This is a genomic window from Bacillus sp. X1(2014) (genome assembly GCF_007678255.1).
The window spans coordinates 18,850-42,704 of the sequence record NZ_VEED01000024.1 but is presented as its reverse complement, the minus strand read 5'-3'; the positions used below and the strand labels follow the sequence as shown (position 1 = coordinate 42,704).

General features: G+C 40.3%; 35 protein-coding genes. All 35 read left to right on the top strand.

Features of this window, described 5'->3' with window-relative positions; genetic code table 11:
• The first annotated feature begins 139 nt into the window (after nucleotides 1-139).
• The 35 genes from rpoC to rplQ all read left to right on the top strand — a co-directional run bounded on the left by rpoC (nucleotide 140) and on the right by rplQ (nucleotide 23,533).
• Entirely contained in the window at nucleotides 140-3,739 is a 3,600-nt protein-coding gene (rpoC, locus tag FS608_RS26645) for a DNA-directed RNA polymerase subunit beta' (protein ID WP_144555571.1), read from the top strand.
• Nucleotides 3,740-3,874: 135 nt separating this feature from the next.
• Nucleotides 3,875-4,123, top strand: coding sequence for a 50S ribosomal protein L7ae-like protein (locus FS608_RS26640; protein WP_144555570.1), 249 nt, complete (start codon nucleotides 3,875-3,877; stop codon nucleotides 4,121-4,123).
• Between the two features lie 101 nt (nucleotides 4,124-4,224).
• The gene (gene rpsL, locus FS608_RS26635; RefSeq protein WP_026565517.1) at nucleotides 4,225-4,647 is read left to right on the top strand and encodes a 30S ribosomal protein S12; all 423 of its coding nucleotides are present in this window, start codon (nucleotides 4,225-4,227) and stop codon (nucleotides 4,645-4,647) included.
• 41 nt (nucleotides 4,648-4,688) lie between these two features.
• Nucleotides 4,689-5,159 (top strand): 30S ribosomal protein S7, encoded by a 471-nt coding sequence (rpsG, locus tag FS608_RS26630; protein WP_144555569.1) that lies wholly within the window; start codon nucleotides 4,689-4,691, stop codon nucleotides 5,157-5,159.
• A gap of 48 nt (nucleotides 5,160-5,207) precedes the next feature.
• Complete coding sequence (fusA, locus tag FS608_RS26625; RefSeq protein ID WP_144555568.1) at nucleotides 5,208-7,289, top strand: elongation factor G; 2,082 nt, start codon at nucleotides 5,208-5,210, stop codon at nucleotides 7,287-7,289.
• A 131-nt stretch (nucleotides 7,290-7,420) separates the two neighbouring features.
• Nucleotides 7,421-8,608: an elongation factor Tu gene (gene tuf, locus FS608_RS26620; RefSeq protein ID WP_144555567.1), complete on the top strand. Its 1,188-nt coding sequence runs from the start codon at nucleotides 7,421-7,423 to the stop codon at nucleotides 8,606-8,608.
• 777 nt (nucleotides 8,609-9,385) lie between these two features.
• Nucleotides 9,386-9,694, top strand: a complete 309-nt coding sequence (gene rpsJ / locus FS608_RS26615) for a 30S ribosomal protein S10 (RefSeq protein ID WP_026565521.1) — start codon at nucleotides 9,386-9,388, stop codon at nucleotides 9,692-9,694.
• A 39-nt stretch (nucleotides 9,695-9,733) separates the two neighbouring features.
• Nucleotides 9,734-10,360 carry a 50S ribosomal protein L3 gene (gene rplC / locus FS608_RS26610; RefSeq protein WP_026565522.1) on the top strand — a complete coding sequence of 209 codons (627 nt, stop codon included), beginning with the start codon at nucleotides 9,734-9,736 and terminating at the stop codon, nucleotides 10,358-10,360.
• 28 nt (nucleotides 10,361-10,388) lie between these two features.
• Nucleotides 10,389-11,012, top strand: a complete 624-nt coding sequence (gene rplD / locus FS608_RS26605) for a 50S ribosomal protein L4 (RefSeq protein WP_144555566.1) — start codon at nucleotides 10,389-10,391, stop codon at nucleotides 11,010-11,012.
• Entirely contained in the window at nucleotides 11,009-11,296 is a 288-nt protein-coding gene (rplW, locus tag FS608_RS26600) for a 50S ribosomal protein L23 (RefSeq protein WP_186328910.1), read from the top strand. Before rplD ends, rplW begins: the two co-directional genes overlap by 4 nt.
• A gap of 29 nt (nucleotides 11,297-11,325) precedes the next feature.
• The gene (gene rplB, locus FS608_RS26595; RefSeq protein WP_144555564.1) at nucleotides 11,326-12,156 is read left to right on the top strand and encodes a 50S ribosomal protein L2; all 831 of its coding nucleotides are present in this window, start codon (nucleotides 11,326-11,328) and stop codon (nucleotides 12,154-12,156) included.
• 60 nt (nucleotides 12,157-12,216) lie between these two features.
• Nucleotides 12,217-12,495 (top strand): 30S ribosomal protein S19, encoded by a 279-nt coding sequence (rpsS, locus tag FS608_RS26590; protein ID WP_026565526.1) that lies wholly within the window; start codon nucleotides 12,217-12,219, stop codon nucleotides 12,493-12,495.
• Between the two features lie 17 nt (nucleotides 12,496-12,512).
• The gene (gene rplV, locus FS608_RS26585; RefSeq protein ID WP_026565527.1) at nucleotides 12,513-12,854 is read left to right on the top strand and encodes a 50S ribosomal protein L22; all 342 of its coding nucleotides are present in this window, start codon (nucleotides 12,513-12,515) and stop codon (nucleotides 12,852-12,854) included.
• 3 nt (nucleotides 12,855-12,857) lie between these two features.
• Nucleotides 12,858-13,514, top strand: a complete 657-nt coding sequence (gene rpsC, locus FS608_RS26580) for a 30S ribosomal protein S3 (RefSeq protein ID WP_026565528.1) — start codon at nucleotides 12,858-12,860, stop codon at nucleotides 13,512-13,514.
• A 1-nt stretch (nucleotide 13,515) separates the two neighbouring features.
• Nucleotides 13,516-13,950: a 50S ribosomal protein L16 gene (gene rplP, locus FS608_RS26575; protein WP_026565529.1), complete on the top strand. Its 435-nt coding sequence runs from the start codon at nucleotides 13,516-13,518 to the stop codon at nucleotides 13,948-13,950.
• Nucleotides 13,940-14,140, top strand: coding sequence for a 50S ribosomal protein L29 (rpmC, locus tag FS608_RS26570; RefSeq protein WP_007085282.1), 201 nt, complete (start codon nucleotides 13,940-13,942; stop codon nucleotides 14,138-14,140). The genes rplP and rpmC overlap by 11 nt, the downstream gene beginning before the upstream one ends.
• Nucleotides 14,141-14,162: 22 nt before the next feature.
• The gene (gene rpsQ, locus FS608_RS26565) at nucleotides 14,163-14,426 is read left to right on the top strand and encodes a 30S ribosomal protein S17 (protein WP_144555563.1); all 264 of its coding nucleotides are present in this window, start codon (nucleotides 14,163-14,165) and stop codon (nucleotides 14,424-14,426) included.
• Between the two features lie 40 nt (nucleotides 14,427-14,466).
• On the top strand, nucleotides 14,467-14,835 hold the full coding sequence (gene rplN / locus FS608_RS26560; RefSeq protein WP_026565532.1) for a 50S ribosomal protein L14: 369 nt from the start codon (nucleotides 14,467-14,469) through the stop codon (nucleotides 14,833-14,835).
• 36 nt (nucleotides 14,836-14,871) lie between these two features.
• The gene (rplX, locus tag FS608_RS26555) at nucleotides 14,872-15,180 is read left to right on the top strand and encodes a 50S ribosomal protein L24 (RefSeq protein WP_144555562.1); all 309 of its coding nucleotides are present in this window, start codon (nucleotides 14,872-14,874) and stop codon (nucleotides 15,178-15,180) included.
• 28 nt (nucleotides 15,181-15,208) lie between these two features.
• On the top strand, nucleotides 15,209-15,748 hold the full coding sequence (gene rplE / locus FS608_RS26550) for a 50S ribosomal protein L5 (protein ID WP_026565534.1): 540 nt from the start codon (nucleotides 15,209-15,211) through the stop codon (nucleotides 15,746-15,748).
• A 24-nt stretch (nucleotides 15,749-15,772) separates the two neighbouring features.
• Nucleotides 15,773-15,958: a 30S ribosomal protein S14 gene (gene rpsN, locus FS608_RS26545; protein WP_007085277.1), complete on the top strand. Its 186-nt coding sequence runs from the start codon at nucleotides 15,773-15,775 to the stop codon at nucleotides 15,956-15,958.
• A 29-nt stretch (nucleotides 15,959-15,987) separates the two neighbouring features.
• Nucleotides 15,988-16,386: a 30S ribosomal protein S8 gene (gene rpsH, locus FS608_RS26540; RefSeq protein ID WP_098573665.1), complete on the top strand. Its 399-nt coding sequence runs from the start codon at nucleotides 15,988-15,990 to the stop codon at nucleotides 16,384-16,386.
• 31 nt (nucleotides 16,387-16,417) lie between these two features.
• Entirely contained in the window at nucleotides 16,418-16,954 is a 537-nt protein-coding gene (rplF, locus tag FS608_RS26535; protein ID WP_144555561.1) for a 50S ribosomal protein L6, read from the top strand.
• 32 nt (nucleotides 16,955-16,986) lie between these two features.
• Entirely contained in the window at nucleotides 16,987-17,349 is a 363-nt protein-coding gene (gene rplR, locus FS608_RS26530; protein ID WP_098573661.1) for a 50S ribosomal protein L18, read from the top strand.
• Nucleotides 17,350-17,373: 24 nt separating this feature from the next.
• On the top strand, nucleotides 17,374-17,886 hold the full coding sequence (rpsE, locus tag FS608_RS26525) for a 30S ribosomal protein S5 (RefSeq protein ID WP_026565538.1): 513 nt from the start codon (nucleotides 17,374-17,376) through the stop codon (nucleotides 17,884-17,886).
• 1 nt (nucleotide 17,887) lies between these two features.
• Nucleotides 17,888-18,070: a 50S ribosomal protein L30 gene (gene rpmD / locus FS608_RS26520; protein ID WP_026565539.1), complete on the top strand. Its 183-nt coding sequence runs from the start codon at nucleotides 17,888-17,890 to the stop codon at nucleotides 18,068-18,070.
• Between the two features lie 32 nt (nucleotides 18,071-18,102).
• Complete coding sequence (rplO, locus tag FS608_RS26515) at nucleotides 18,103-18,543, top strand: 50S ribosomal protein L15 (RefSeq protein ID WP_144555560.1); 441 nt, start codon at nucleotides 18,103-18,105, stop codon at nucleotides 18,541-18,543.
• Nucleotides 18,543-19,838, top strand: a complete 1,296-nt coding sequence (secY, locus tag FS608_RS26510) for a preprotein translocase subunit SecY (RefSeq protein WP_144555559.1) — start codon at nucleotides 18,543-18,545, stop codon at nucleotides 19,836-19,838. Before rplO ends, secY begins: the two co-directional genes overlap by 1 nt.
• A 56-nt stretch (nucleotides 19,839-19,894) precedes the next feature.
• Nucleotides 19,895-20,545 carry an adenylate kinase gene (locus FS608_RS26505; RefSeq protein WP_144555558.1) on the top strand — a complete coding sequence of 217 codons (651 nt, stop codon included), beginning with the start codon at nucleotides 19,895-19,897 and terminating at the stop codon, nucleotides 20,543-20,545.
• Between the two features lie 280 nt (nucleotides 20,546-20,825).
• Nucleotides 20,826-21,044, top strand: coding sequence for a translation initiation factor IF-1 (gene infA, locus FS608_RS26500; protein WP_007085268.1), 219 nt, complete (start codon nucleotides 20,826-20,828; stop codon nucleotides 21,042-21,044).
• A gap of 38 nt (nucleotides 21,045-21,082) precedes the next feature.
• The gene (gene rpmJ / locus FS608_RS26495; protein WP_000868344.1) at nucleotides 21,083-21,196 is read left to right on the top strand and encodes a 50S ribosomal protein L36; all 114 of its coding nucleotides are present in this window, start codon (nucleotides 21,083-21,085) and stop codon (nucleotides 21,194-21,196) included.
• 23 nt (nucleotides 21,197-21,219) lie between these two features.
• Nucleotides 21,220-21,585, top strand: coding sequence for a 30S ribosomal protein S13 (gene rpsM / locus FS608_RS26490; protein ID WP_090767670.1), 366 nt, complete (start codon nucleotides 21,220-21,222; stop codon nucleotides 21,583-21,585).
• Between the two features lie 21 nt (nucleotides 21,586-21,606).
• On the top strand, nucleotides 21,607-21,996 hold the full coding sequence (gene rpsK, locus FS608_RS26485; RefSeq protein ID WP_075689916.1) for a 30S ribosomal protein S11: 390 nt from the start codon (nucleotides 21,607-21,609) through the stop codon (nucleotides 21,994-21,996).
• Between the two features lie 175 nt (nucleotides 21,997-22,171).
• The gene (locus FS608_RS26480) at nucleotides 22,172-23,116 is read left to right on the top strand and encodes a DNA-directed RNA polymerase subunit alpha (RefSeq protein WP_098573648.1); all 945 of its coding nucleotides are present in this window, start codon (nucleotides 22,172-22,174) and stop codon (nucleotides 23,114-23,116) included.
• 54 nt (nucleotides 23,117-23,170) lie between these two features.
• Nucleotides 23,171-23,533, top strand: coding sequence for a 50S ribosomal protein L17 (gene rplQ, locus FS608_RS26475; protein ID WP_026565727.1), 363 nt, complete (start codon nucleotides 23,171-23,173; stop codon nucleotides 23,531-23,533).
• Nucleotides 23,534-23,855: the final 322 nt, after the last annotated feature.

Genomic DNA, 23,855 nt, shown 5'->3' with positions numbered 1-23,855 from the left:
CATAAGCCAAAATCCTCAAGAAGGCAAAGAGCGCCTTCTTGCGAATTTCGTCTTATGCTTGTCGGGGCTAAGACGCGCGCTTCCGCTTTATTGTGTGATAAGGGTAAAACCTGGAGATATCAAAAGGGAGGTAGGCCCCTTGCTGGATGTTAATAATTTTGAGTTTATGAAGATTGGTCTTGCTTCACCGGATAAAATCCGTTCATGGTCCTTCGGAGAAGTCAAAAAACCAGAAACGATTAACTATCGTACATTAAAGCCTGAAAAGGACGGCTTATTCTGCGAACGTATTTTTGGTCCAACAAAGGATTGGGAATGTCATTGCGGAAAGTATAAGCGTGTCCGTTATAAAGGTGTCGTTTGTGATCGCTGTGGTGTGGAAGTCACACGAGCAAAGGTTCGTCGTGAACGTATGGGGCATATTGAGCTTGCTGCGCCAGTTTCACATATATGGTACTTTAAAGGAATTCCAAGCCGGATGGGTCTTGTATTAGACATGTCTCCAAGAGCTTTGGAGGAGATTATTTATTTTGCTTCCTATGTTGTAACGGAATCAGGAGATACAGCTCTTGATAAGAAGCAGCTATTATCTGAAAAAGAATATCGTGCATATCGTGAAAAGTACGGAAACAAATTCCAAGCTGCCATGGGTGCAGAAGCAATTAAAAAACTTCTTTTCGATATCGATTTAGACAAGGAAGTAGACAGTTTAAAAGAGGAATTAAAAAGCGCACAAGGTCAGCGTCGTACACGTGCGATCAAACGCCTTGAAGTGTTAGAAGCATTCCGTGGTTCTGGAAATGAGCCATCTTGGATGATTCTTGATGTTCTTCCTGTTATCCCTCCAGAACTTCGTCCAATGGTACAATTGGATGGCGGGAGATTTGCAACATCTGACTTAAATGATTTATATCGCCGTGTTATTAACCGTAATAACCGCTTAAAACGTTTATTAGATCTAGGTGCACCAAGTATTATTGTTCAGAATGAAAAACGGATGCTTCAAGAAGCTGTTGATGCCTTGATTGATAACGGCCGCCGTGGACGTCCTGTTACTGGACCGGGTAACCGTCCGTTGAAATCACTTTCTCATATGTTAAAAGGTAAACAAGGCCGTTTCCGTCAAAACTTGCTTGGTAAGCGTGTTGACTATTCAGGGCGTTCGGTTATCGTTGTAGGACCAAACTTGAAAATGTTCCAATGTGGACTTCCAAAAGAAATGGCACTAGAACTATTTAAACCTTTCGTTATGAAGGAATTAGTTGAAAAAGGGTTAGCACATAACATTAAATCTGCAAAACGCAAAATAGAAAGAGTATCTCCAGATGTTTGGGATGTACTCGAAGATGTCATTAAAGAGCATCCAGTATTATTAAACCGTGCCCCTACACTTCATAGACTAGGGATTCAAGCATTTGAACCAACTCTAGTTGAAGGCCGGGCCATCCGTCTGCATCCACTTGTATGTACTGCATACAATGCCGATTTTGACGGTGACCAAATGGCGGTTCACGTACCGTTATCATCAGAAGCACAAGCAGAAGCAAGACTATTAATGCTTGCAGCACAAAATATCTTAAACCCTAAAGATGGTAAGCCAGTTGTTACTCCTTCCCAAGACATGGTTTTAGGTAACTATTACTTGACTCTTGAAAGAGAAGGCGCAGTCGGCGAGGGTATGATCTTTAAAGATACAAGCGAAGCAATTCTCGCGTATCAAAATGGCTATGTTCATTTGCATACACGTGTAGCTGTGCATGCAGGTTCATTAGGAAATGAAACTTTTACAGAAGAACAAAATAATAAGCTATTAATTACTACAGTTGGTAAGCTTATTTTCAATGAAATTCTGCCGAAATCATTCCCATACATTAATGAACCGACTAGACAGAATCTAGAAGTTGAAACACCTGTAAAATATTTCGTTGAAAAAGGCGAAGATATTAAGGCGAAAATCCAGTCGATGCCATTGATTGATCCGTTTAAAAAGAAAATCCTTGGAAATGTTATTGCTGAAGTGTTCAAACGTTTCAAGATTACAGAAACGTCTAAAATGCTTGACCGTATGAAGGATTTAGGATTTAAACATTCAACCAAAGCAGGTCTTACTGTAGGTGTAGCTGATATCGTCGTACTTCCAGAGAAGCAGGAAATTCTTCATGAAGCACAAGGTAAAGTAGATAGCGTTATGAAGCAATTCAGACGTGGTCTAATTACCGAAGATGAGCGTTACGACCGCGTAATTGCCATCTGGAGTGCTGCAAAAGATACCATTCAAGGTAAACTAATGCAATCGTTGAATAAATCGAATCCAATCTTTATGATGAGTGATTCCGGAGCCCGTGGTAACGCATCTAACTTTACGCAGCTTGCTGGTATGCGTGGTCTGATGGCCAACCCGGCTGGACGTATCATTGAGTTACCAATTAAATCAAGTTTCCGTGAAGGGTTAACAGTATTAGAGTACTTTATCTCGACACACGGTGCCCGTAAAGGTCTTGCTGATACAGCGCTTAAGACAGCTGACTCTGGTTATTTAACACGTCGACTTGTTGACGTTGCCCAGGATGTTATTGTTCGTGAAGACGATTGTGGCACAGACCGCGGCTTCACAATAAGCGCCCTTAAAGACGGCACTGAAATCATTGAAGGATTAGACGAACGTTTGATTGGCCGATATGCACGTAAGGCTATTAAACATCCTGAAACAGGAGAAGTTTTCGTTCCTGAAAATGGTTTAATTACAGAAGATTTGGCAGAAGCGATTGTGAATGCTGGCATTGAAACTGTAAAAATTCGTTCCGCGTTTACATGTAACACTCGTCATGGTGTTTGTAAGAAATGCTATGGTCGAAATCTGGCAACAGGTCAAGAGGTTGAAGTTGGTGAAGCAGTTGGTATTATCGCTGCCCAATCTATCGGTGAGCCAGGTACACAGTTAACGATGCGTACATTCCATACTGGTGGGGTTGCCGGAGACGATATTACACAAGGTTTACCACGTATCCAGGAAATTTTTGAAGCGCGTAACCCTAAAGGTCAAGCGGTTATTTCTGAAATTGATGGGGTTGTCGTAGGTATTAACGAGGGCCGTGACCGCCAGCATGAAATTGTTGTTCAAGGTGAAGTTGAATCAAGAACATACAATGCACCATATACCGCCCGCTTAAAAGTGGCTGTAAATGATAACGTGGCTCGTGGGGAAGAATTAACCGAAGGTTCTATTGATCCGAAAGAATTAATTAGAGTCAAAGACGTTACTTCTGTCCAAGAGTACTTATTGCGTGAAGTTCAAAAGGTTTATCGTATGCAAGGGGTAGAAATTGGCGATAAGCACGTGGAAGTAATGGTCCGTCAAATGTTACGTAAAGTACGTGTTGGTGATGCGGGTGAAACAGATGTACTACCAGGTACACTTCTGGATATTCACCAGTTTACTGATGCGAACGAAAAGGCATTGTTAGCAGGAAAAATGCCTGCAACAGGACGACCGGTATTACTTGGTATTACAAAAGCGTCGCTTGAAACTGATTCATTCCTATCGGCTGCATCCTTCCAAGAAACCACAAGGGTTCTTACAGATGCTGCCATTAAAGGCAAACGCGATGAATTACTTGGCTTAAAAGAAAATGTTATCATTGGTAAGCTTGTACCAGCTGGAACAGGAATGCAGCGTTACCGCAAAGCTGAGCCTGTCCTTCGTGATACAACTTCCGAAGAAACAGTGACCATTGATTAATAAAAATAAGGAATCTGCTAACATGCAGATTCCTTATTTTAAGAAAATATTAAATGTCGTGTTGACATCCTTTTATTAAGATGTTACTATATCAAAGGTGCTCCTATTCACCTGATACTTTGGAGGATATGAACGATGTCTTATGAAAAAGTATTACAGGCACAAAAGTTCGTTATAGGAACAAAACAAACAGTAAAGGCACTTAAAGAAGGTAATGTGAGAGAGTTAATCATTGCTAGCGACGCTGATCTAAAGTTAACGTCAAAAGTTGTTGAGGAAGCTCTTGAAATAAATGTTCCTATCCTTTATGTGGATTCGATGAAAAAACTCGGAAAAGCATGTGGGATTGAAGTTGGTGCTTCAACTGTTGCAATTATCAGCTAAAAGCGTTTTTGTAGATAGAAAGTCTGCAAAAACTTTGTTTTTGCAAAAAAATGAACCACCTGGATGTGTGGGCTTACAAATAATGAAGGGAGGAAACATAAATGCCTACTATTAACCAATTAGTGCGTAAACCTCGTCAATCTAAAGAGGAAAAGTCAAAATCACCAGCACTTAACAAAGGTTATAACAGCTTCAAAAAATCTCAAACCAATGTATCTTCACCACAAAAACGCGGTGTATGTACTCGTGTTGGTACAATGACTCCAAAGAAACCAAACTCAGCGTTACGTAAATATGCTCGTGTACGTTTGACGAATGGTATCGAGGTGACAGCATACATTCCTGGTATTGGACACAACCTTCAAGAGCACAGCGTTGTTCTTATTCGTGGAGGACGTGTAAAAGACTTACCAGGGGTACGTTATCACATCGTACGTGGAGCGCTTGATACTGCTGGTGTTAACAACCGTATGCAAGGTCGTTCTAAATACGGTACTAAGAGACCAAAAGCAGCTAAGAAATAATAACAACTTAAATAGAAGCTTCTTTGAAAGGAGGAAAAATTATGCCACGTAAAGGTCCTGTAGCAAAGAGAGACGTGTTACCAGATCCACTTTACAATTCAAAATTAGTTACTCGTTTAATCAACAAAATGATGGTTGACGGTAAAAGAGGTAAATCTCAAGAAATTCTTTACTCTGCATTCAATACAATCCGTGAGCGTTCTGGTAAAGAGCCAATGGAAGTATTTGAAGCAGCTATGAAAAATATCATGCCAGTACTAGAAGTTAGAGCTCGCCGTGTAGGTGGTGCTAACTACCAAGTACCAGTTGAGGTGCGTCCTGACCGCCGTTCAACTCTTGGTCTTCGTTGGTTGGTGAACTATTCACGTAACCGCGGAGAGAAAACAATGGAAGAGCGTTTAGCTAATGAAATCATGGATGCAGCAAACAACACTGGTGCATCTGTTAAAAAGCGTGAAGATACACACAAAATGGCTGAAGCAAACAAAGCGTTTGCTCACTATCGTTGGTAATCTAACCTTCAATATAAAAACTTTCAAACTAGGAAGGAGAAAGACCCAATGGCAAGAGAGTTCTCCTTAGCAAATACTCGTAATATCGGTATCATGGCTCACATTGATGCCGGTAAAACGACTACCACTGAGCGTGTTCTTTATTACACTGGCCGTATCCATAAGATCGGTGAAACACATGAAGGTGCGTCTCAGATGGACTGGATGGAACAAGAACAAGAACGCGGAATCACAATCACATCCGCAGCAACAACTGCACAATGGCATGGCCATCGTGTAAACATCATTGATACACCAGGACACGTAGACTTCACAGTTGAAGTTGAACGTTCACTTCGTGTACTTGATGGTGCAGTAGCTGTACTTGATGCTCAATCTGGTGTTGAGCCTCAAACTGAAACTGTATGGCGCCAAGCAACAACTTACGGTGTACCTCGTGTTGTTTTCGTAAACAAGATGGACAAAATTGGAGCTGACTTCTTATATTCTGTAGGAACAATCCATGACCGTCTTCAAGCGAATGCACATCCAATTCAGTTACCAATCGGTGCTGAAGATCAGTTTGAAGCAATCATTGACCTAGTGGAAATGAATGCTGTATTTTACGGAAATGACTTAGGAACTGACATTGAAGTTCGTGAGATTCCAGAAGAATACATGGCTCAAGCTGAAGAATACCGTGAGAAGTTAGTCGAAGCAGTTGCTGAGTTAGATGAAGAATTAATGGAAAAATACCTTGGTGGAGAAGAAATCTCTAAAGAAGAGCTTAAAGCAGCAATTCGTAAAGGTACTGTTAATGTAGAATTCTATCCAGTAATCTGTGGATCAGCATTCAAAAACAAAGGTGTTCAGCTAATGCTTGATGCAGTTATTGACTACCTTCCATCTCCATTAGATGTACCTGCAATCAAAGGTCACGCTATTGATGATGAAGATGAAGTTATTGAGCGTCATTCAAGCGATGAAGAGCCGTTTTCTGCTCTTGCATTTAAAGTTATGACTGACCCTTATGTTGGTAAATTAACGTTCTTCCGCGTTTACTCTGGTACTCTAGAGTCTGGATCATATGTCCAAAACTCTACAAAAGGCAAGCGTGAACGTATCGGACGTATCCTGCAAATGCATGCAAACAGCCGTCAAGAAATCTCAAAGGTTTATGCTGGTGACATTGCTGCTGCTGTAGGTTTGAAAGATACAACTACTGGTGATACTCTATGTGACGAGAAAAACCTTGTTATCTTAGAGTCTATGCAATTCCCTGAACCAGTAATCCAACTTTCAGTTGAACCAAAATCAAAAGCAGACCAAGACAAAATGACTACTGCTCTGCAAAAGCTTCAAGAAGAAGATCCGACGTTCCGTGCACATACTGACCAGGAAACTGGACAAGTAATCATCGCTGGTATGGGTGAACTTCACCTAGATATCATTGTTGACCGTATGCGTCGTGAATTTAAAGTTGAAGCAAATGTAGGTGCTCCGCAGGTTGCCTACCGCGAAACTTTCCGTGCTTCTGCACAAGTTGAAGGTAAATTCGCTCGTCAATCTGGTGGTCGTGGACAATACGGTCACGTTTGGATCGAATTCTCACCTAACGAAGAAGGAAAAGGATTCGAATTTGAAAACGGTATTGTTGGTGGTGTTGTTCCTCGTGAATACATCGCTCCAGTTCAAGCTGGACTTGAAGATGCTCTACAACGTGGTGTACTTGCTGGATATCCACTAGTTGATATTAAAGCAAGACTATTTGACGGATCATACCATGATGTTGACTCCTCTGAAATGGCGTTTAAAATTGCCGCATCTATGGCACTTAAAAATGCTGCTTCTAAGTGTAGTCCTGTAATCCTTGAACCGATGATGAGAGTAGAAGTAGTTATCCCAGAAGAATATCTTGGAGATATCATGGGACAAATCACTGCTCGCCGTGGTCGTGTAGAAGGTATGGAAGCACGCGGAAATGCACAGGTAGTTCGATCAATGGTTCCACTTTCAGAAATGTTTGGTTATGCAACTGCACTTCGTTCTAGTACTCAAGGACGTGGAGTATTCTCTATGCACTTCGATCACTACGAAGAAGTACCAAAATCAGTTTCTGAAGAAATCATCAAAAAAAATAAAGGTGAATAATTGATTTTCATCCTTTGTTAAAGTATAACTACTATGTAAGAAGTGGAAGTCGTGGGTTTGGGACAACCTTACTCACGGCTTACATAAAATAATAATAATTAAATTTTTATAATTTAGAGGAGGATTTCCTAATGGGTAAAGCTAAATTCGACCGTTCAAAGCCACACGTTAACATTGGTACAATCGGACACGTTGACCATGGTAAAACAACTTTAACTGCTGCAATCACTTCTGTACTTGCTAAATCTGGTAAAGCAGAAGCTCGTGCATATGATCAAATCGATGGTGCACCGGAAGAAAAAGAACGTGGTATCACAATCTCTACTGCACACGTTGAGTATGAAACTGATAACCGTCACTATGCACACGTTGACTGCCCAGGACACGCTGACTATGTTAAAAACATGATCACTGGTGCTGCTCAAATGGACGGCGGTATCCTTGTAGTATCTGCAACTGATGGCCCAATGCCACAAACTCGTGAGCACATCCTTCTTTCTCGTCAGGTAGGCGTACCTTACCTTGTTGTATTCATGAACAAGTGTGATATGGTTGATGACGAAGAGCTTCTTGAATTAGTAGAAATGGAAATTCGTGATCTATTATCTGAATACGATTTCCCTGGCGATGACACTCCAGTTATCAAAGGTTCTGCTCTTAAAGCATTAGAAGGCGAAGCTGCTTGGGAAGAAAAAATCTTTGAACTTATGAACGCTGTTGATGAGTTCATTCCAACTCCAACTCGTGACACTGATAAGCCATTCATGATGCCGGTTGAGGATGTATTCTCAATCACTGGTCGTGGAACTGTTGCTACAGGACGTGTTGAGCGTGGTGTAGTTAAAGTTGGTGACGTAGTTGAAATCGTTGGTTTCACTGAAGAGCCAAAATCTACTACTGTAACAGGTGTAGAAATGTTCCGTAAGCTTCTTGACTTCGCTGAAGCAGGAGACAACATTGGTGCCCTTCTTCGTGGTGTAGCTCGTGAAGATATCGAACGTGGTCAAGTATTGGCTAAACCAAAGTCAATCACTCCACACACAAAGTTCAAAGCACAAGTTTACGTATTATCAAAAGAAGAGGGTGGACGTCACACTCCATTCTTCTCAAACTACCGTCCACAATTCTATTTCCGTACTTCTGATATCACTGGTATTTGTATGTTACCAGAAGGTACTGAAATGGTTATGCCTGGCGACCACATCGAAATGACTGTTGAACTTATCGCTCCAATCGCTATCGAAGAAGGAACTAAGTTCTCAATCCGTGAAGGTGGACGTACAGTAGGTTCAGGTTCAATCACTACAATCACTGAGTAATTTGAAACTGCAGCTCCTTTGGTGCTAAGTGGATGATGATCAAAGATATGAAAGCAGATGGATGACGATCCATCTGTTTTTTTTGTGTCTTTTAATCATAGATTAGGTCGATAAGAAGGGTTTAAAAAGCCTGATAGGGAAGTGAAACACATGATGGTTATAAGAAGGGTATAAAATGCCTGACAGGGAAGTGAACCACTTGATGAGGTCGATAAGAAGGGTTTATAAAGCTTGAAAGAAGCGTTGTATCACATGTTATGGTCAATAAGAAGATTTATAGAACACCTGATAGTGGCACCGAATCACATGATGTAATTGATAAGAGGGATTTATAGAACATGCTTTGAAAATTAGTGTTTATCAAAGGGGTTCACACTGTAATACACAATGAAATAACATTTTGACCGGTTAAAAAGACGAGTTTCTACTATATATAATGAATAATATAAAGCAGATTTTTGAGAAGCTGGCCAGCACGTGTTCTATGACACCACAATTGCTAATTAGGATATTTCTGGAGTTTAATAATAACTGTTGAAAAAGTGAATATCACCCGCTATAATAGGAAAAGTGTTCGAAACAGAAACATAAAGAAAAAAATTGTAATAAGTGTTGCGTTTGCTTTATGTTTTATGTATAATAGACAATGTTGGTCTTTGACTGCGATGATGTGAAAGGTTGCTGACACACCCGGCCGCTTTGCCATGGCGAGTGTGTGAGGGAAATTTTCACTGAGAATGTCTATTTAGAAAATAGGCGAATAAAGGAGGGAAAATAATGGCAAAACAAAAAATTCGTATCCGTTTAAAAGCGTATGATCACAGAATTCTTGATCAATCTGCAGAAAAAATCGTTGAAACAGCAAAACGTTCTGGTGCGGCAGTTTCTGGTCCAATTCCGTTACCAACTGAAAAAACTGTTTACACAATTCTTCGTGCGGTTCATAAGTACAAAGATTCCCGTGAGCAATTTGAACAACGGACACATAAGCGTCTAATCGACATCGTTAACCCAACTCCACAAACTGTTGATGCGTTAATGCGTTTAGATTTACCATCTGGTGTTGATATCGAAATTAAACTTTAATCAAAATAAATCATAAATAATTTAGGAGGTGTGACTTAAATGACCAAAGGAATCTTAGGAAGAAAGATTGGTATGACTCAAGTATTTGCTAGTAATGGTAACTTAATTCCTGTAACTGTAGTTGAGGTAGCTCCAAACGTAGTACTTCAAAAGAAATCAGTTGAAAGTGACGGTTATGTTGCAGTTCAAGTTGGTTTTGAAGACAAACGTGAAAAGTTAGCTAACAAACCAGAAAAAGGACATGTTGCTAAAGCTAATACTGCTCCTAAGCGCTTCGTTCGCGAATTCCGCGGAGATGACTTAGCAAGCTATGAAGTTGGTCAAGAAGTCAAAGTTGATATTTTCGCTGCTGGAGATATCGTAGATGTAACAGGAATCTCAAAGGGTAAAGGTTTCCAAGGTGTAATTAAACGCCACGGACAATCACGCGGCCCAATGGCTCACGGTTCTCGTTATCACCGTCGTCCAGGTTCAATGGGACCTGTTGCTCCAAACCGCGTTTTCAAAGGTAAATTATTACCAGGACGTATGGGCGGAGAACAAATTACTGTACAAAACCTTGAAATCGTTAAGGTTGATACAGAGCGTAACTTACTTTTAATCAAAGGTAATGTACCAGGCGCTAAAAAAGCTCTATTAAAAATTAAAGGTGCAATTAAAGCATAGTCACCCTTTTAGAAAGGAGGAACAAAGAATGCCTAAAGTAGCATTATTAAACCAAACTGGGTCTCAAGTTGGAGATATCGAACTTAATGATTCTGTATTTGGTATTGAGCCTAACCAACACGTATTATTCGAAGCGATTGTTATGCAAAGAGCTTCATTACGTCAAGGAACTCATAAAACTAAAATTCGTTCTGAAGTACGCGGCGGTGGTCGTAAGCCATGGCGTCAAAAAGGAACTGGACGTGCTCGTCAAGGGTCTATCCGTTCTCCACAATGGCGCGGAGGTGGTACTGTATTCGGTCCAACACCACGCAGCTACAGCTATAAATTACCGAAAAAGGTTCGTCGTTTAGCAATCAAATCTGCACTTTCTTCTAAAGTATTAGAAGAAAACATCTTAGTGTTAGATCTATTAACTTTCGATGCTCCGAAAACAAAAGAATTCAAGACTGTATTAAATGGTCTTTCTGTAGAGAAAAAAGCGTTAATCGTTACTGCGGATCTTGACGAAAATGTAGCATTATCTGCACGCAACATTCCTGGTGTTACAGTAGTAACTGCTGACGGAATTAACGTATTAGATGTTGTTAATCATGAGAAATTAATCATGACTAAAGCAGCGGTTGAAAAAGTAGAGGAGGTGCTTGCATAATGGATGCACGCGATATCATTAAGCGCCCCGTTATCACTGAACGTTCTACTGACCTAATGGCTGAGAAAAAATACACTTTTGAAGTAGATGTTAAAGCTAACAAAACACAAGTTAAAGATGCTATCGAAGAAATCTTTAGCGTGGATGTTGAGAAAGTAAACATCATGAACTACAAAGGTAAATTCAAGCGTATGGGAAAATTCGGTGGTTACACAAACAAACGTCGTAAAGCTATTGTAAAATTAACTGCTGATAGCAAAGAAATCGAATTCTTTGAAGCATAAGAACCTATCAAGAAGAGGAGGGAAATAAAATGGCGATTAAAAAGTACAAACCTACCTCCAATGGTCGTCGCGGAATGACTACTTCTGATTTCGCAGAAATCACAACTAGTACTCCAGAAAAATCTCTTTTAGCTCCAGTCAAGAGAAAAGGCGGCCGTAATAACCAAGGTAAGTTAACTGTTCGTCATCAAGGTGGCGGTCACAAACGTCAATATCGTTTAATTGACTTTAAACGTAACAAAGATGGCATTCCAGGACGCGTTGCTACAATCGAGTACGATCCAAACCGTTCTGCAAATATCGCATTAATCAATTACGTGGATGGAGAAAAGCGTTATATCTTAGCTCCTAAAAACCTAGTAGTTGGCATGGAAGTAATGTCTGGCCCTGAGGCTGATATTAAAGTAGGTAACGCACTTCCATTAGCAAACATTCCTGTTGGTACAGTAGTACACAACATCGAGTTAAAACCAGGAAAAGGCGGCCAGTTAGTTCGTTCTGCTGGAACAAGCGCTCAAGTACTAGGTAAAGAAGGTAAATATGTTTTAGTACGTTTAAATTCTGGTGAAGTTCGTATGATTCTTGCTGAATGCCGTGCTACAGTTGGTCAAGTAGGTAATGAACAACACGAATTAATCAACATTGGTAAAGCAGGTCGTTCTCGTTGGTTAGGCAAGCGTCCAACTGTTCGTGGATCTGTAATGAACCCTAACGATCACCCACACGGTGGTGGTGAAGGACGTTCACCAATCGGACGTAAATCACCAATGTCTCCATGGGGTAAACCAACTCTTGGATTCAAAACTCGTAAAAAGAAAAACAAATCAGATAAATTTATCGTACGTCGTCGTAAAAAATAACGTGATATTCCTACGGTTCAAAGAAAGAACCGTAGAACAGTCACGAAGGGAGGTTCCTTCATGGGTCGCAGCTTAAAAAAAGGACCATTCGTTGATGATCATTTAATGGTTAAGGTAGAAAAGTTGAACGAGACTGAAAGCAAACAAGTTATTAAAACTTGGTCACGTCGTTCTACAATATTCCCGCAATTTATTGGCCATACTATCGCAGTGTATGATGGTCGTAAACATGTACCTGTATATGTTACTGAAGACATGGTAGGACACAAGCTTGGAGAGTTTGCTCCAACTCGTGCATACAAGGGTCATGGTAATGATGACAAGAAAACAAGACGTTAAGAGAGGAGGGCATCCAAATGCAAGCTAAAGCTGTTGCAAGAACAGTTCGTATTGCTCCTCGTAAAGCACGTTTAGTCGTTGATTTAATCCGAGGTAAGCAAATTGGTGAAGCTGTGGCGATTTTAAATCTCACTCCTAAGGCTGCTTCTCCAATCGTAGAAAAAGTATTAAAATCAGCTATGGCAAACGCTGAGCACAACTATGAAATGGACGTTAACAATCTAGTTGTAGCACAAGCATTTGTTGACGAAGGACCAACCTTAAAACGTTTCCGTCCTCGCGCTATGGGCCGTGCAAGCCAGATCAACAAACGCACTAGCCACATCACAATAGTATTATCAGAAAAGAAGGAGGGATAAGCTGTGGGTCAAAAAGTAAATCCTGTCGGTTTGCGTATTGGAATCATCCGTGATTGGGAATCTAAATGGTACGCAGGCAAAGACTTCGCTACTCTTTTACACGAAGACCTTAAAATTCGTGAATACATCACGAAGCGTTTAAAAGATGCTTCTGTTTCTAAAGTAGAAATCGAACGTGCTGCAAACCGTGTAAACGTAACAGTGCATACAGCTAAGCCTGGTATGGTTATTGGTAAAGGCGGTACTGAAGTTGAAGCACTTCGTAAAGCATTAAATCAATTAACTGGCAAACGTGTTCACATCAACATCCTTGAAATCAAGAGAGCTGACGTTGATGCGAAATTAGTTGCTGAAAATATCGCTCGTCAATTAGAAAACCGTGTATCTTTCCGTCGTGCACAAAAGCAAGCTATTCAACGTGCTATGCGCGCTGGTTCAAAAGGTATCAAAACACAAGTATCTGGTCGTCTTGGCGGTGCAGATATCGCTCGTGCTGAACATTACAGCGAAGGAACTGTTCCACTTCATACACTTCGCGCTGATATCGACTATGCTACTGCTGAAGCCGATACTACTTATGGTAAGCTTGGCGTAAAAGTATGGATCTACAAGGGAGAAGTCCTTCCTACTAAGAAGAAATCTGTGGAAGGAGGCAAATAATATGTTATTGCCAAAACGCGTAAAATATCGCCGTCAACACCGTGGTAACATGCGTGGTAACGCAAAAGGCGGTACAGAAGTGACATTCGGTGAATTCGGCCTACAAGCTTTAGAAGCTTCTTGGATCACGAACCGCCAAATCGAAGCAGCACGTATTGCGATGACACGTTACATGAAACGTGGCGGTAAAGTTTGGATTAAAATTTTCCCTCACAAGCCTTACACTGCAAAACCTCTTGAAGTTCGGATGGGTTCCGGTAAAGGTGCTCCTGAAGGCTGGGTAGCGGTTGTTAAGCCTGGAAAAATCATGTTCGAAATCGCTGGCGTTTCTGAAGAAATCGCTCGTGAAGCACTTCGACTTGCAATGCACAAACTTCCTGTTAAGTGTAAGTTTGTAAAACGAGAAGAAATTGGTGGTGAATCAAATGAAAGCTAATGAACTTCGTGACCTTACCACTGCTGAAATTGAACAAAAAGTAAAATCTTTAAAAGAAGAACTTTTCAACCTTCGCTTTCAATTGGCGACAGGACAACTTGAAAACACAGCTCGCATTCGTGAAGTACGTAAAGCGATCGCTCGTATGAAAACAGTTGTTCGTGAAAGAGAAATCAGCGTTAACAAGTGATTAATGAAGGGAGGTTCACACGATGAGTGAACGTAACCAACGTAAAGTTTACACAGGACGCGTTGTTTCTGACAAGATGGACAAAACAGTTACAGTACTTGTAGAAACACACAAAAAGCATTCATTATATGGTAAACGCGTTAAGTATTCTAAAAAGTATAAAGCTCATGATGAGCAAAACGAAGCAAAAATCGGCGATGTAGTTCGTATCATGGAAACTCGTCCGCTTTCAGCTACTAAGCGTTTCCGTTTAGTTGAAGTTGTAGAAAAAGCAGTTATTATTTAATTGTTCGGATTAAGCTTCATTCCGAAGGGAGGTTACACACATGATTCAACAAGAATCACGTTTAAAAGTTGCTGACAACTCTGGTGCACGTGAGGTACTAACGATTAAAGTTCTTGGTGGTTCAGGCCGTAAGTTTGCTGGTATTGGTGATGTTATCGTCTGCACAGTAAAACAAGCAACACCAGGTGGCGTTGTTAAAAAGGGTGACGTTGTTAAAGCAGTTATTGTTCGTACAAAGAGCGGTGCTCGTCGTCCTGACGGTTCATACATTCGTTTTGATGAAAACGCATGTGTAATTATCAAAGATGATAAGAGTCCACGTGGAACTCGTATCTTCGGACCAGTTGCCCGCGAACTTCGCGACAACAACTTTATGAAAATCGTTTCTCTTGCTCCAGAAGTATTATAATTTCAAAATCAATTGCCTTTAAGGAGGTGCTTACTGATGCATGTGAAAAAAGGTGATCAAGTCAGAGTTATTTCTGGCAAGGATAAAGGCAAAACAGGTGTGATCCTAGCTGCTTATCCTAAAGATAGCCGTGTACTAGTTGAAGGTGTTAACATTGTGAAAAAACACTCTAAACCTTCTCAAGTGAATCCACAAGGCGGAATTATTAGCTTTGAGGCTCCTATTCATGTATCAAACGTTATGCCTATCGACCCTAAAACTGGTAACCCAACTCGTGTAGGTTCCACAACGGTTGATGGCAAAAAAGTACGCGTAGCAAAATCCGGTGAAGTTTTAGATAAATAGTTTAAAATTTAGAAGGGAGGTACTATAAGTGAACCGCCTAAAAGAAAAATTTGTAAAAGAAGTTACTCCTGCTCTTATGAGCAAGTTCAACTATAAATCAGTTATGGAAGTTCCTAAACTTGAAAAAATCGTTGTGAACATGGGCGTTGGTGACGCAGTTGCTAACGCAAAAGCACTCGATAACGCGGTTGAAGAGCTTTCAACAATTACAGGTCAAAAGCCTGTCGTTACACGTGCGAAAAAATCTATCGCTGGCTTCCGTCTTCGTGAAGGTATGCCGATCGGCGCTAAGGTTACTCTTCGCGGTGAACGCATGTACGAATTCTTAGATAAATTAGTTTCTGTATCATTACCTCGTGTACGTGACTTCCGTGGTATTTCTAAAAAAGCATTCGACGGTCGTGGTAACTACACTCTAGGTGTTAAAGAACAATTAATCTTCCCTGAAATTGATTACGATAAAGTAAGCAAAGTTCGTGGTATGGATATCGTTATCGTAACGACTGCAAAAACTGATGAAGAATCTCGTGAACTTTTAACTCAATTTGGAATGCCATTCCAAAAGTAATCCTTAAATAAGGGAGGCGAAAACGTGGCTAAAAAGTCAATGATTGCGAAACAACAACGCACGCCTAAATTCAAAGTACAAGAGTATACACGCTGCGAACGTTGTGGTCGTCCACACTCTGTATATCGTAAATTTAAGCTTTGCCGTATTTGTTTCCGTGAATTAGCATACAAAGGACAAATTCCTGGTGTCAAAAAAGCTAGCTGGTAAAACCCAAGTCTGGGAAGGAGGTAAAAATAATGGTCATGACAGATCCAATTGCTGATTTGCTTACTCGCATTCGTAATGCGAACATGGTGCGTCACGAAAAGTTAGAAGTGCCTGCTTCTAATATGAAAAAAGAAATTGCTGAAATTTTAAAGCGCGAAGGTTTCGTACGTGATGTCGAATTTATTGAAGACAACAAACAAGGTATCATCCGTATCTTCTTAAAATACGGTGCTAGTAACGAACGTGTTATTACTGGTCTTAAGCGCATAAGCAAGCCTGGACTTAGAGTTTACGCAAAATCAACTGAGGTACCACGCGTTCTTAATGGTCTTGGTATCGCATTAGTATCAACATCACAAGGTGTTATTACAGATAAAGAAGCTCGTGCAAAACAAATCGGCGGAGAAATATTAGCTTACGTTTGGTAATTGAGCTTTTGAATGAATGGAGGTGCACTAAATGTCTCGCGTAGGAAAAAAACCAATTGTTATTCCAGCAGGAGTAACAGTTACTTTAAATAACAATACTGTTTCAGTTAAAGGACCTAAAGGTGAACTTACTCGTACATTCCACACTGATATCACCATCACTGTGGAAGAGAATCTTGTAACAATCACTCGTCCTTCTGATGCGAAAGAACACCGCGCATTACATGGAACTACTCGTGCCGTGCTTGCGAACATGGTTGAAGGTGTATCTACTGGCTTCACTAGAGGCCTAGAGTTAATCGGGGTTGGATACCGTGCTCAAAAGCAAGGTAACAAACTTGTATTAAACGTTGGATACTCTCATCCAGTTGAGATCGAAGCTGAAGAGGGACTTGAAATCGAAGTTCCTGCAAACACGAAAATCGTTATCAAAGGTACTGACAAAGAACGTGTTGGTGCATTAGCAGCAAATATTCGCGGAGTTCGTCCTCCGGAGCCGTATAAAGGTAAAGGAATTCGTTACGAAGGTGAATTTGTTCGTCGTAAAGAAGGTAAAACTGGTAAGTAATGCCGCATAGGTAAACGAAAGGAGTGACGTAAATGATTACGAAGCAAGATAAAAACGCTACTCGCAAGAAAAGACACGCTCGTGTTCGTGCGAAACTTAGCGGTACTTCTGCTCGTCCACGTCTAAATGTGTTTCGTTCTAACAAACATATTTATGCTCAAGTAATTGATGACATTAACGGAGTAACTTTAGCAAGTGCTTCTACTTTAGATAAAGACTTTGGTTTAGAATCTACAAACAACGTTGAGGCTGCACAAAAGGTCGGAGAATTAGTCGCTAAACGTGCTGTAGAAAAAGGTATCACTTCTATTGTCTTTGACCGTGGCGGATACCTATACCATGGACGTATTCAAGCATTAGCTGATGCTGCCCGTGAAAACGGCTTACAATTCTAATAGACAAAGGAGGGACACAAAAAGATGCGTCGTATTGATCCAAACAAACTTGAACTAGAAGAACGCGTAGTCACGGTTAACCGTGTTGCGAAAGTTGTTAAAGGTGGACGTCGTTTCCGCTTCACAGCCCTTGTTGTTGTAGGCGATAAAAACGGCCACGTTGGTTTCGGTACTGGTAAAGCTCAAGAAGTACCTGATGCTATTCGTAAAGCCATCGAAGATGCAAAGAAAAACTTAGTCGAAGTACCAATGGTTGGAACAACCATTCCTCACCAAGTAATTGGACGTTTTGGTGCTGGTGAAATCCTTCTAAAACCTGCTTCTGAAGGTACAGGAGTTATCGCTGGTGGACCAGTTCGTGCCGTACTAGAATTAGGCGGAGTTGCTGACATTCTTTCTAAATCATTAGGAACAAACACTCCAATTAATATGGTTCGTGCTACAATTGACGGTTTAAAACAATTAAAACGTGCTGAAGACGTAGCAAAACTACGTGGTAAATCAGTAGAAGAACTGTTAGGATACGGGGGGAAATAAAATGGCGAACAAACTATCAGTTACCCTCACTCGCAGCTTGATTGGCCGCCCAGGCGATCAACGCGAAACAGTTAAAGCTCTTGGATTACGTAAATTAAATCAAACAGTTGAGCACCCAGATAACGCTGCTATTCGCGGTATGATTACCAAAGTTGCTCACCTTGTTACAGTAAAAGAACAATAATTAATTGTTTTCTTTCATAAGGAGGTGCCAATATGAAACTTCATGAATTAAAGCCTGCTGAAGGTTCTCGTAAAGAGCGCAAGCGTTTAGGACGTGGTATCGGATCTGGTCAAGGTAAAACTGCTGGTAAAGGTCACAAAGGTCAAAATGCTCGTTCTGGTGGCGGTGTACGTGTAGGTTTTGAGGGTGGTCAAACACCTTTATACCGTCGTTTACCAAAACGTGGATTTACAAACATCAGCCGTAAGGAATATGCTATTGTAAATCTTGATGCTTTAAACCGCTTTGTTGAAGGTACAGAAGTTACTCCAGAACTTCTTATCGAATCAGGCGTTGTAAGTAACGAAAAAGCAGGAATCAAGATTCTTGCAAAAGGGACACTAGAGAAAAAGTTGACTGTAAAAGCTCACAAATTCTCCTCTGCTGCTAAGGAAGCTATCGAAGCTGCTGGTGGAAACACTGAGGTGATCTAATGTTCCAGACATTCTCCAATTTTATGCGCGTGGGTGAGATAAGACGTAAGATCATATTCACCCTTTTAATGTTAGTCGTATTTCGGTTAGGTACATTTATCCCAGTACCCAATGTAAATGCTGATGTACTAGCTAACCAAGATAAGCTAAGTGTGTTCGGTATATTAAATACTTTTGGCGGTGGAGCATTAAAACAATTCTCCATCTTTGCAATGGGTATCATGCCATACATTACAGCTTCAATCATTATTCAACTTCTTCAAATGGATGTTGTACCGAAATTTACAGAATGGTCAAAGCAAGGTGAATCAGGCCGTCGTAAGATTGCCCAATTAACTCGTTATTTTACTGTCGTTCTTGGGTTTATCCAAGCATTAGGTATGTCCTACGGTTTTAATAACTTAGCTAGCGGTCAGTTGATTGAAAATCCTGGAATTGGTACTTATTTATTGATTGCGGTTGTTTTAACAGCTGGTACTTCATTTTTAATGTGGTTAGGGGAACAGATTACTGAAAAAGGTGTTGGTAATGGGATTTCTATTATCATCTTTGCCGGGATCGTTGCTGGTATGCCATCCACTATTAATCAAATTTATGTACAACAATTTGAGAATGCTGGGGAAGCATTATTCTTACGGATTGTTACGGTAATTCTAATCGCTCTAGCGGTTATTGCTATCATAGTTGGGGTTATCTTTATCCAACAAGCAAATCGTAAGATACCTATTCAATATGCAAAACGCGTAGTTGCTGGACGTAATCCAGTTGGAGGACAATCCACACACATGCCATTAAAAGTTAATGCTGCAGGTGTTATTCCTGTTATCTTTGCCGTTTCATTTATTGTAACGCCTAGAACGGTTGCCTCATTCTTCCCAACGAATGATGTAACACTTTGGATTACTAAGGTCTTTGATTATTCTCATCCAATCGGGATGACTTTATATGCGGCATTAATTATCGCGTTCACTTATTTCTATGCTTTTATTCAAGTTAACCCTGAACAAGCAGCGGAGAATTTACAAAAGCAAAGCGGATATATTCCTGGAATTCGTCCAGGAAAGAGTACGCAAGAATACTTAACGCGTGTCTTATATCGTTTAACTTTTGTTGGTGCGATCTTCCTTGCTGTCATTGCGGTATTGCCAATGTTATTTATTTCAATAGCAAACCTTCCGCAATCAGCTCAAATTGGTGGAACTAGTTTGTTAATCGTCGTCGGTGTTGCACTTGATACGATGAAGCAGCTAGAAGCACAATTAGTTAAACGTCATTATAAAGGATTTATTAAGTAAGGTTTTAGGGGCCCAAGCTCCCTAAAACCCATTTAAAGCACGAGGGGGGAACACGTGTGAATTTAGTATTAATGGGGCTTCCAGGTGCCGGTAAAGGTACTCAAGCTGAAAGAATCGTCGAGCAATACGGCATCCCTCATATCTCCACTGGCGATATGTTCCGTGCAGCGATGAAAGAAGGAACAGAACTAGGTTTACAAGCGAAATCATTCATGGATAAAGGCGAACTTGTTCCTGATGAAGTAACAATCGGCATTGTTCGTGAGCGTTTAAGCAAGGAAGATTGTCAAAAAGGTTTTCTTTTAGATGGTTTCCCTAGAACTGTACCTCAAGCAGAGGCGTTGGAAAATCTATTAGTTGATTTAAATAAAACAATCAACTATGTAATTAATATTAATGTTGATAAAGAATTATTAATGGCTCGTTTGACTGGACGTCGAATTTGTAAAGAATGTGGATCTACTTATCATTTAGAGTTTAACCCTCCTAAACAAGAGGGTGTATGCGATCGCTGCGGCGGAGAGTTATACCAAAGAGCGGATGATAATGCAGAAACTGTTCAAAATCGATTAGACGTAAATATCAAACAACAAGAACCATTATTAACTTTTTATGAAATTAAAGGATATCTTCGTACAATCGATGGTCAGCAGGATATTAACAAGGTATTCGCTGATATCGAGCAATTACTTGGGGAATTACATTAATGACCATAAGTAAATCTGTACGAACGACTCTCGACCATCTCTTCACTAAGATTCAAAAATATGTGAAAGCAAATCGCTTTTCTATTGTACGGAGTATGTAGGACCGAGAGTTGGGCAAGACTTACATGTGGAATTAATTTATTCCTAATTATGTAGAATTTACTTGCGGACAGAAGAAGAACAATATGTTAATATTATAAGGTTGCTATTTGTGTACGAATAAGAAGAGTTGTATTGTATTGAATTCACAATTTTTGAATTGAGAAGGGAGACGAGATCGATGGCCAAAGATGATGTAATTGAAATTGAAGGTAAAGTCATTGAAACATTGCCGAATGCAATGTTTAAGGTAGAATTAGAAAATGGTCATACCGTGCTAGCGCATGTTTCTGGTAAAATACGAATGCATTTCATTCGGATCCTTCCGGGTGACAAAGTGACTGTTGAGCTTTCTCCATATGACTTAACACGCGGAAGAATTACTTACCGCTTTAAATAATGCTTGCACTCCGTACTACTAAGGAGGTTAGGATAATAATGAAAGTAAGACCATCTGTTAAACCCATCTGCGAAAAGTGTAAAGTTATCCGTAGACGCGGAAAAGTTATGGTTATCTGTGAAAACCCTAAACATAAACAAAAACAAGGTTAATTTTGAAGGAGGTGCGCTTTAATATGGCACGTATTGCTGGTGTAGATATTCCACGTGAAAAACGTGTAGTTATCTCTTTAACTTACATTTATGGAATTGGTAAAAATACTGCACAAAAAGTACTAGCAGATGCTGGTGTTTCTGAAGATACACGTGTACGTGATTTAACAGAAGACGAATTAAACAAAATCCGTGACATCATCGACAAATTAAAAGTTGAAGGTGACCTTCGCCGTGAAATTTCTCTTAACATTAAGCGTTTAATGGAAATCGGCTGCTACCGCGGATTACGTCATCGTCGTGGTTTACCAGTTCGTGGACAAAATACGAAAAACAACGCTCGTACTCGCAAAGGTCCTCGTAAGACTGTAGCGAACAAGAAGAAGTAATCGGTAAAGGAGGTAATTTAAATGGCACGTAAAACAAATACACGTAAACGTCGTGTTAAAAAGAATATTGAAGCTGGTATTGCTCATATTCGTTCAACTTTTAACAATACGATTGTAACTATTACTGATGTACATGGTAATGCAATTTCATGGTCAAGTGCTGGTGCGCTTGGATTTAGAGGTTCTCGTAAATCTACACCATTTGCTGCACAAATGGCGGCTGAAACTGCAGCTAAGACATCTATTGAACATGGTATGAAAACTCTTGAAGTTACTGTTAAAGGACCTGGTGCAGGACGTGAAGCAGCAATCCGTGCTCTTCAAGCTGCGGGTCTTGAAGTAACTGCGATCAAAGATGTTACACCTGTTCCTCATAATGGATGCCGTCCACCAAAACGTCGTCGTGTTTAATTTTTCTGTATAGATTTTGTATCATATGTCTATAATGGGATATGATATTAATTTTTTGCACTCTTACAGAAGATTTATTCCAGTTGTTGTGCACAAAACGGGAACCTATACATGGGGACTTTAATTAGTACACAAGCTAATTTGAAGTTTCGACGTTTTGAAGGAGGGTTATTTGATGATCGAAATAGAAAAACCAAAAATCGAAACGATTGAGATCAACGACGATGCCAAGTACGGCAAATTTATCGTAGAGCCACTTGAGCGTGGATATGGTACCACTTTGGGTAACTCCTTACGTCGTATCCTATTATCTTCACTCCCAGGTGCCGCGGTTACATCGATTCAAATCGATGGGGTACTTCATGAGTTCTCAACAATTGAAGGCGTCGTGGAGGATGTAACATCCATCATTTTAAACATTAAAAAACTAGCTTTAAAAATCTACTCTGATGAAGAGAAGACGCTAGAATTTGATGTGCAAGGCGAGGGACCTGTTTTAGCAGGCAATATCACTCACGATAGTGATGTTGAGGTGTTAAATCCAGATCTTCATATTGCAACTTTAGCGTCAAATGGTCATCTTCGCATGCGTTTAACAGCAAAACGTGGACGTGGTTACACTCCAGCTGTTCAAAACAAAAGAGAAGACCAGCCTATTGGTGTGATTCCAATTGATTCTATCTTTACACCTGTATCACGTGTAATGTTTCATGTAGAAAATACACGTGTTGGCCAAATGTCTAATTTTGATAAATTGACACTTGATGTGTGGACAGATGGAAGCACTGGACCAAAAGAAGCAATCGCTCTTGGTTCGAAAATTTTGACTGAGCATTTGAATATATTCGTAGGTTTAACCGATGAAGCTCAAAATGCAGAAATTATGATAGAAAAAGAAGAAGATCAAAAGGAAAAAGTTCTTGAAATGACTATTGAGGAACTCGATCTTTCTGTTCGTTCTTATAACTGTTTAAAGCGTGCTGGAATCAACACTGTTCAGGAACTAGCTAATAAGACTGAAGAAGATATGATGAAAGTTCGTAACTTAGGCCGTAAATCACTTGAAGAAGTGAAGGCAAAACTAGAAGAGCTTGGATTAGGCTTACGTAAAGACGACTAGTCTATCGTTAGCTAAATATCCGACTTATGACTTCAACAAAGGAGGGAACCCTTCATGGCATACAGAAAGTTAGGACGCACAAGTGCACAGCGTAAAGCTATGCTACGTGATTTAACTACAGATTTAATTATCAACGAGCGCATTGAAACAACAGAAACTCGTGCGAAAGAAATTCGTGTGACTGTTGAAAAAATGATCACTTTAGGTAAACGCGGTGATTTACATGCTCGTCGTCAAGCTGCTTCATATGTACGTAACGAAGTTGCTGATGCTGAAAACAATACAAGTGCATTACAAAAACTTTTCGCTGATATCGCTCCACGTTATACTGAGCGTCAAGGTGGATATACTCGTATTATGAAACTTGGACCACGCCGCGGTGACGGTGCACCAATGGTTATTATCGAGTTAGTTTAATAGTAATCAACAGACAACAAGGGCGCTGGACAGTTTTGTAACAAACTTGTTCTTTGCCCTTTTTCTGTAAATGAACTCTATATCATGTTAGACCCGAGCCCAAAAGAGTGTTACGATGAGCGTAACTCCAACTAGTTGGAGAAATAAAAAAGTTTGATCGTCTTCCTTTGGTGGACAGATTTAATACAGCTTTTATTCTGCCGCATCTGTGGATGTGTGATTTGAATTACGACTCGTCTAGCTCATGCACCTCCTCCCATTTCTTTTATGAAATTCCTTTTTTGCAGATATGTCGTTACTGCATAGGGACGAGGTGCAGGCT

Coding starts and splice junctions, on each gene's coding strand:
- FS608_RS26640 (WP_144555570.1), top strand. CDS start 3,875: ATGTCTTATGAAAAAGTATTACAGGCACAAAAGTTCGTTATAGGAACA.
- rpsL (WP_026565517.1), top strand. CDS start 4,225: ATGCCTACTATTAACCAATTAGTGCGTAAACCTCGTCAATCTAAAGAG.
- rpsG (WP_144555569.1), top strand. CDS start 4,689: ATGCCACGTAAAGGTCCTGTAGCAAAGAGAGACGTGTTACCAGATCCA.
- fusA (WP_144555568.1), top strand. CDS start 5,208: ATGGCAAGAGAGTTCTCCTTAGCAAATACTCGTAATATCGGTATCATG.
- tuf (WP_144555567.1), top strand. CDS start 7,421: ATGGGTAAAGCTAAATTCGACCGTTCAAAGCCACACGTTAACATTGGT.
- rpsJ (WP_026565521.1), top strand. CDS start 9,386: ATGGCAAAACAAAAAATTCGTATCCGTTTAAAAGCGTATGATCACAGA.
- rplC (WP_026565522.1), top strand. CDS start 9,734: ATGACCAAAGGAATCTTAGGAAGAAAGATTGGTATGACTCAAGTATTT.
- rplD (WP_144555566.1), top strand. CDS start 10,389: ATGCCTAAAGTAGCATTATTAAACCAAACTGGGTCTCAAGTTGGAGAT.
- rplB (WP_144555564.1), top strand. CDS start 11,326: ATGGCGATTAAAAAGTACAAACCTACCTCCAATGGTCGTCGCGGAATG.
- rpsS (WP_026565526.1), top strand. CDS start 12,217: ATGGGTCGCAGCTTAAAAAAAGGACCATTCGTTGATGATCATTTAATG.
- rplV (WP_026565527.1), top strand. CDS start 12,513: ATGCAAGCTAAAGCTGTTGCAAGAACAGTTCGTATTGCTCCTCGTAAA.
- rplP (WP_026565529.1), top strand. CDS start 13,516: ATGTTATTGCCAAAACGCGTAAAATATCGCCGTCAACACCGTGGTAAC.
- rpmC (WP_007085282.1), top strand. CDS start 13,940: ATGAAAGCTAATGAACTTCGTGACCTTACCACTGCTGAAATTGAACAA.
- rpsQ (WP_144555563.1), top strand. CDS start 14,163: ATGAGTGAACGTAACCAACGTAAAGTTTACACAGGACGCGTTGTTTCT.
- rplN (WP_026565532.1), top strand. CDS start 14,467: ATGATTCAACAAGAATCACGTTTAAAAGTTGCTGACAACTCTGGTGCA.
- rplX (WP_144555562.1), top strand. CDS start 14,872: ATGCATGTGAAAAAAGGTGATCAAGTCAGAGTTATTTCTGGCAAGGAT.
- rpsH (WP_098573665.1), top strand. CDS start 15,988: ATGGTCATGACAGATCCAATTGCTGATTTGCTTACTCGCATTCGTAAT.
- rplF (WP_144555561.1), top strand. CDS start 16,418: ATGTCTCGCGTAGGAAAAAAACCAATTGTTATTCCAGCAGGAGTAACA.
- rplR (WP_098573661.1), top strand. CDS start 16,987: ATGATTACGAAGCAAGATAAAAACGCTACTCGCAAGAAAAGACACGCT.
- rpsE (WP_026565538.1), top strand. CDS start 17,374: ATGCGTCGTATTGATCCAAACAAACTTGAACTAGAAGAACGCGTAGTC.
- rpmD (WP_026565539.1), top strand. CDS start 17,888: ATGGCGAACAAACTATCAGTTACCCTCACTCGCAGCTTGATTGGCCGC.
- rplO (WP_144555560.1), top strand. CDS start 18,103: ATGAAACTTCATGAATTAAAGCCTGCTGAAGGTTCTCGTAAAGAGCGC.
- secY (WP_144555559.1), top strand. CDS start 18,543: ATGTTCCAGACATTCTCCAATTTTATGCGCGTGGGTGAGATAAGACGT.
- infA (WP_007085268.1), top strand. CDS start 20,826: ATGGCCAAAGATGATGTAATTGAAATTGAAGGTAAAGTCATTGAAACA.
- rpmJ (WP_000868344.1), top strand. CDS start 21,083: ATGAAAGTAAGACCATCTGTTAAACCCATCTGCGAAAAGTGTAAAGTT.
- rpsM (WP_090767670.1), top strand. CDS start 21,220: ATGGCACGTATTGCTGGTGTAGATATTCCACGTGAAAAACGTGTAGTT.
- rpsK (WP_075689916.1), top strand. CDS start 21,607: ATGGCACGTAAAACAAATACACGTAAACGTCGTGTTAAAAAGAATATT.
- FS608_RS26480 (WP_098573648.1), top strand. CDS start 22,172: ATGATCGAAATAGAAAAACCAAAAATCGAAACGATTGAGATCAACGAC.
- rplQ (WP_026565727.1), top strand. CDS start 23,171: ATGGCATACAGAAAGTTAGGACGCACAAGTGCACAGCGTAAAGCTATG.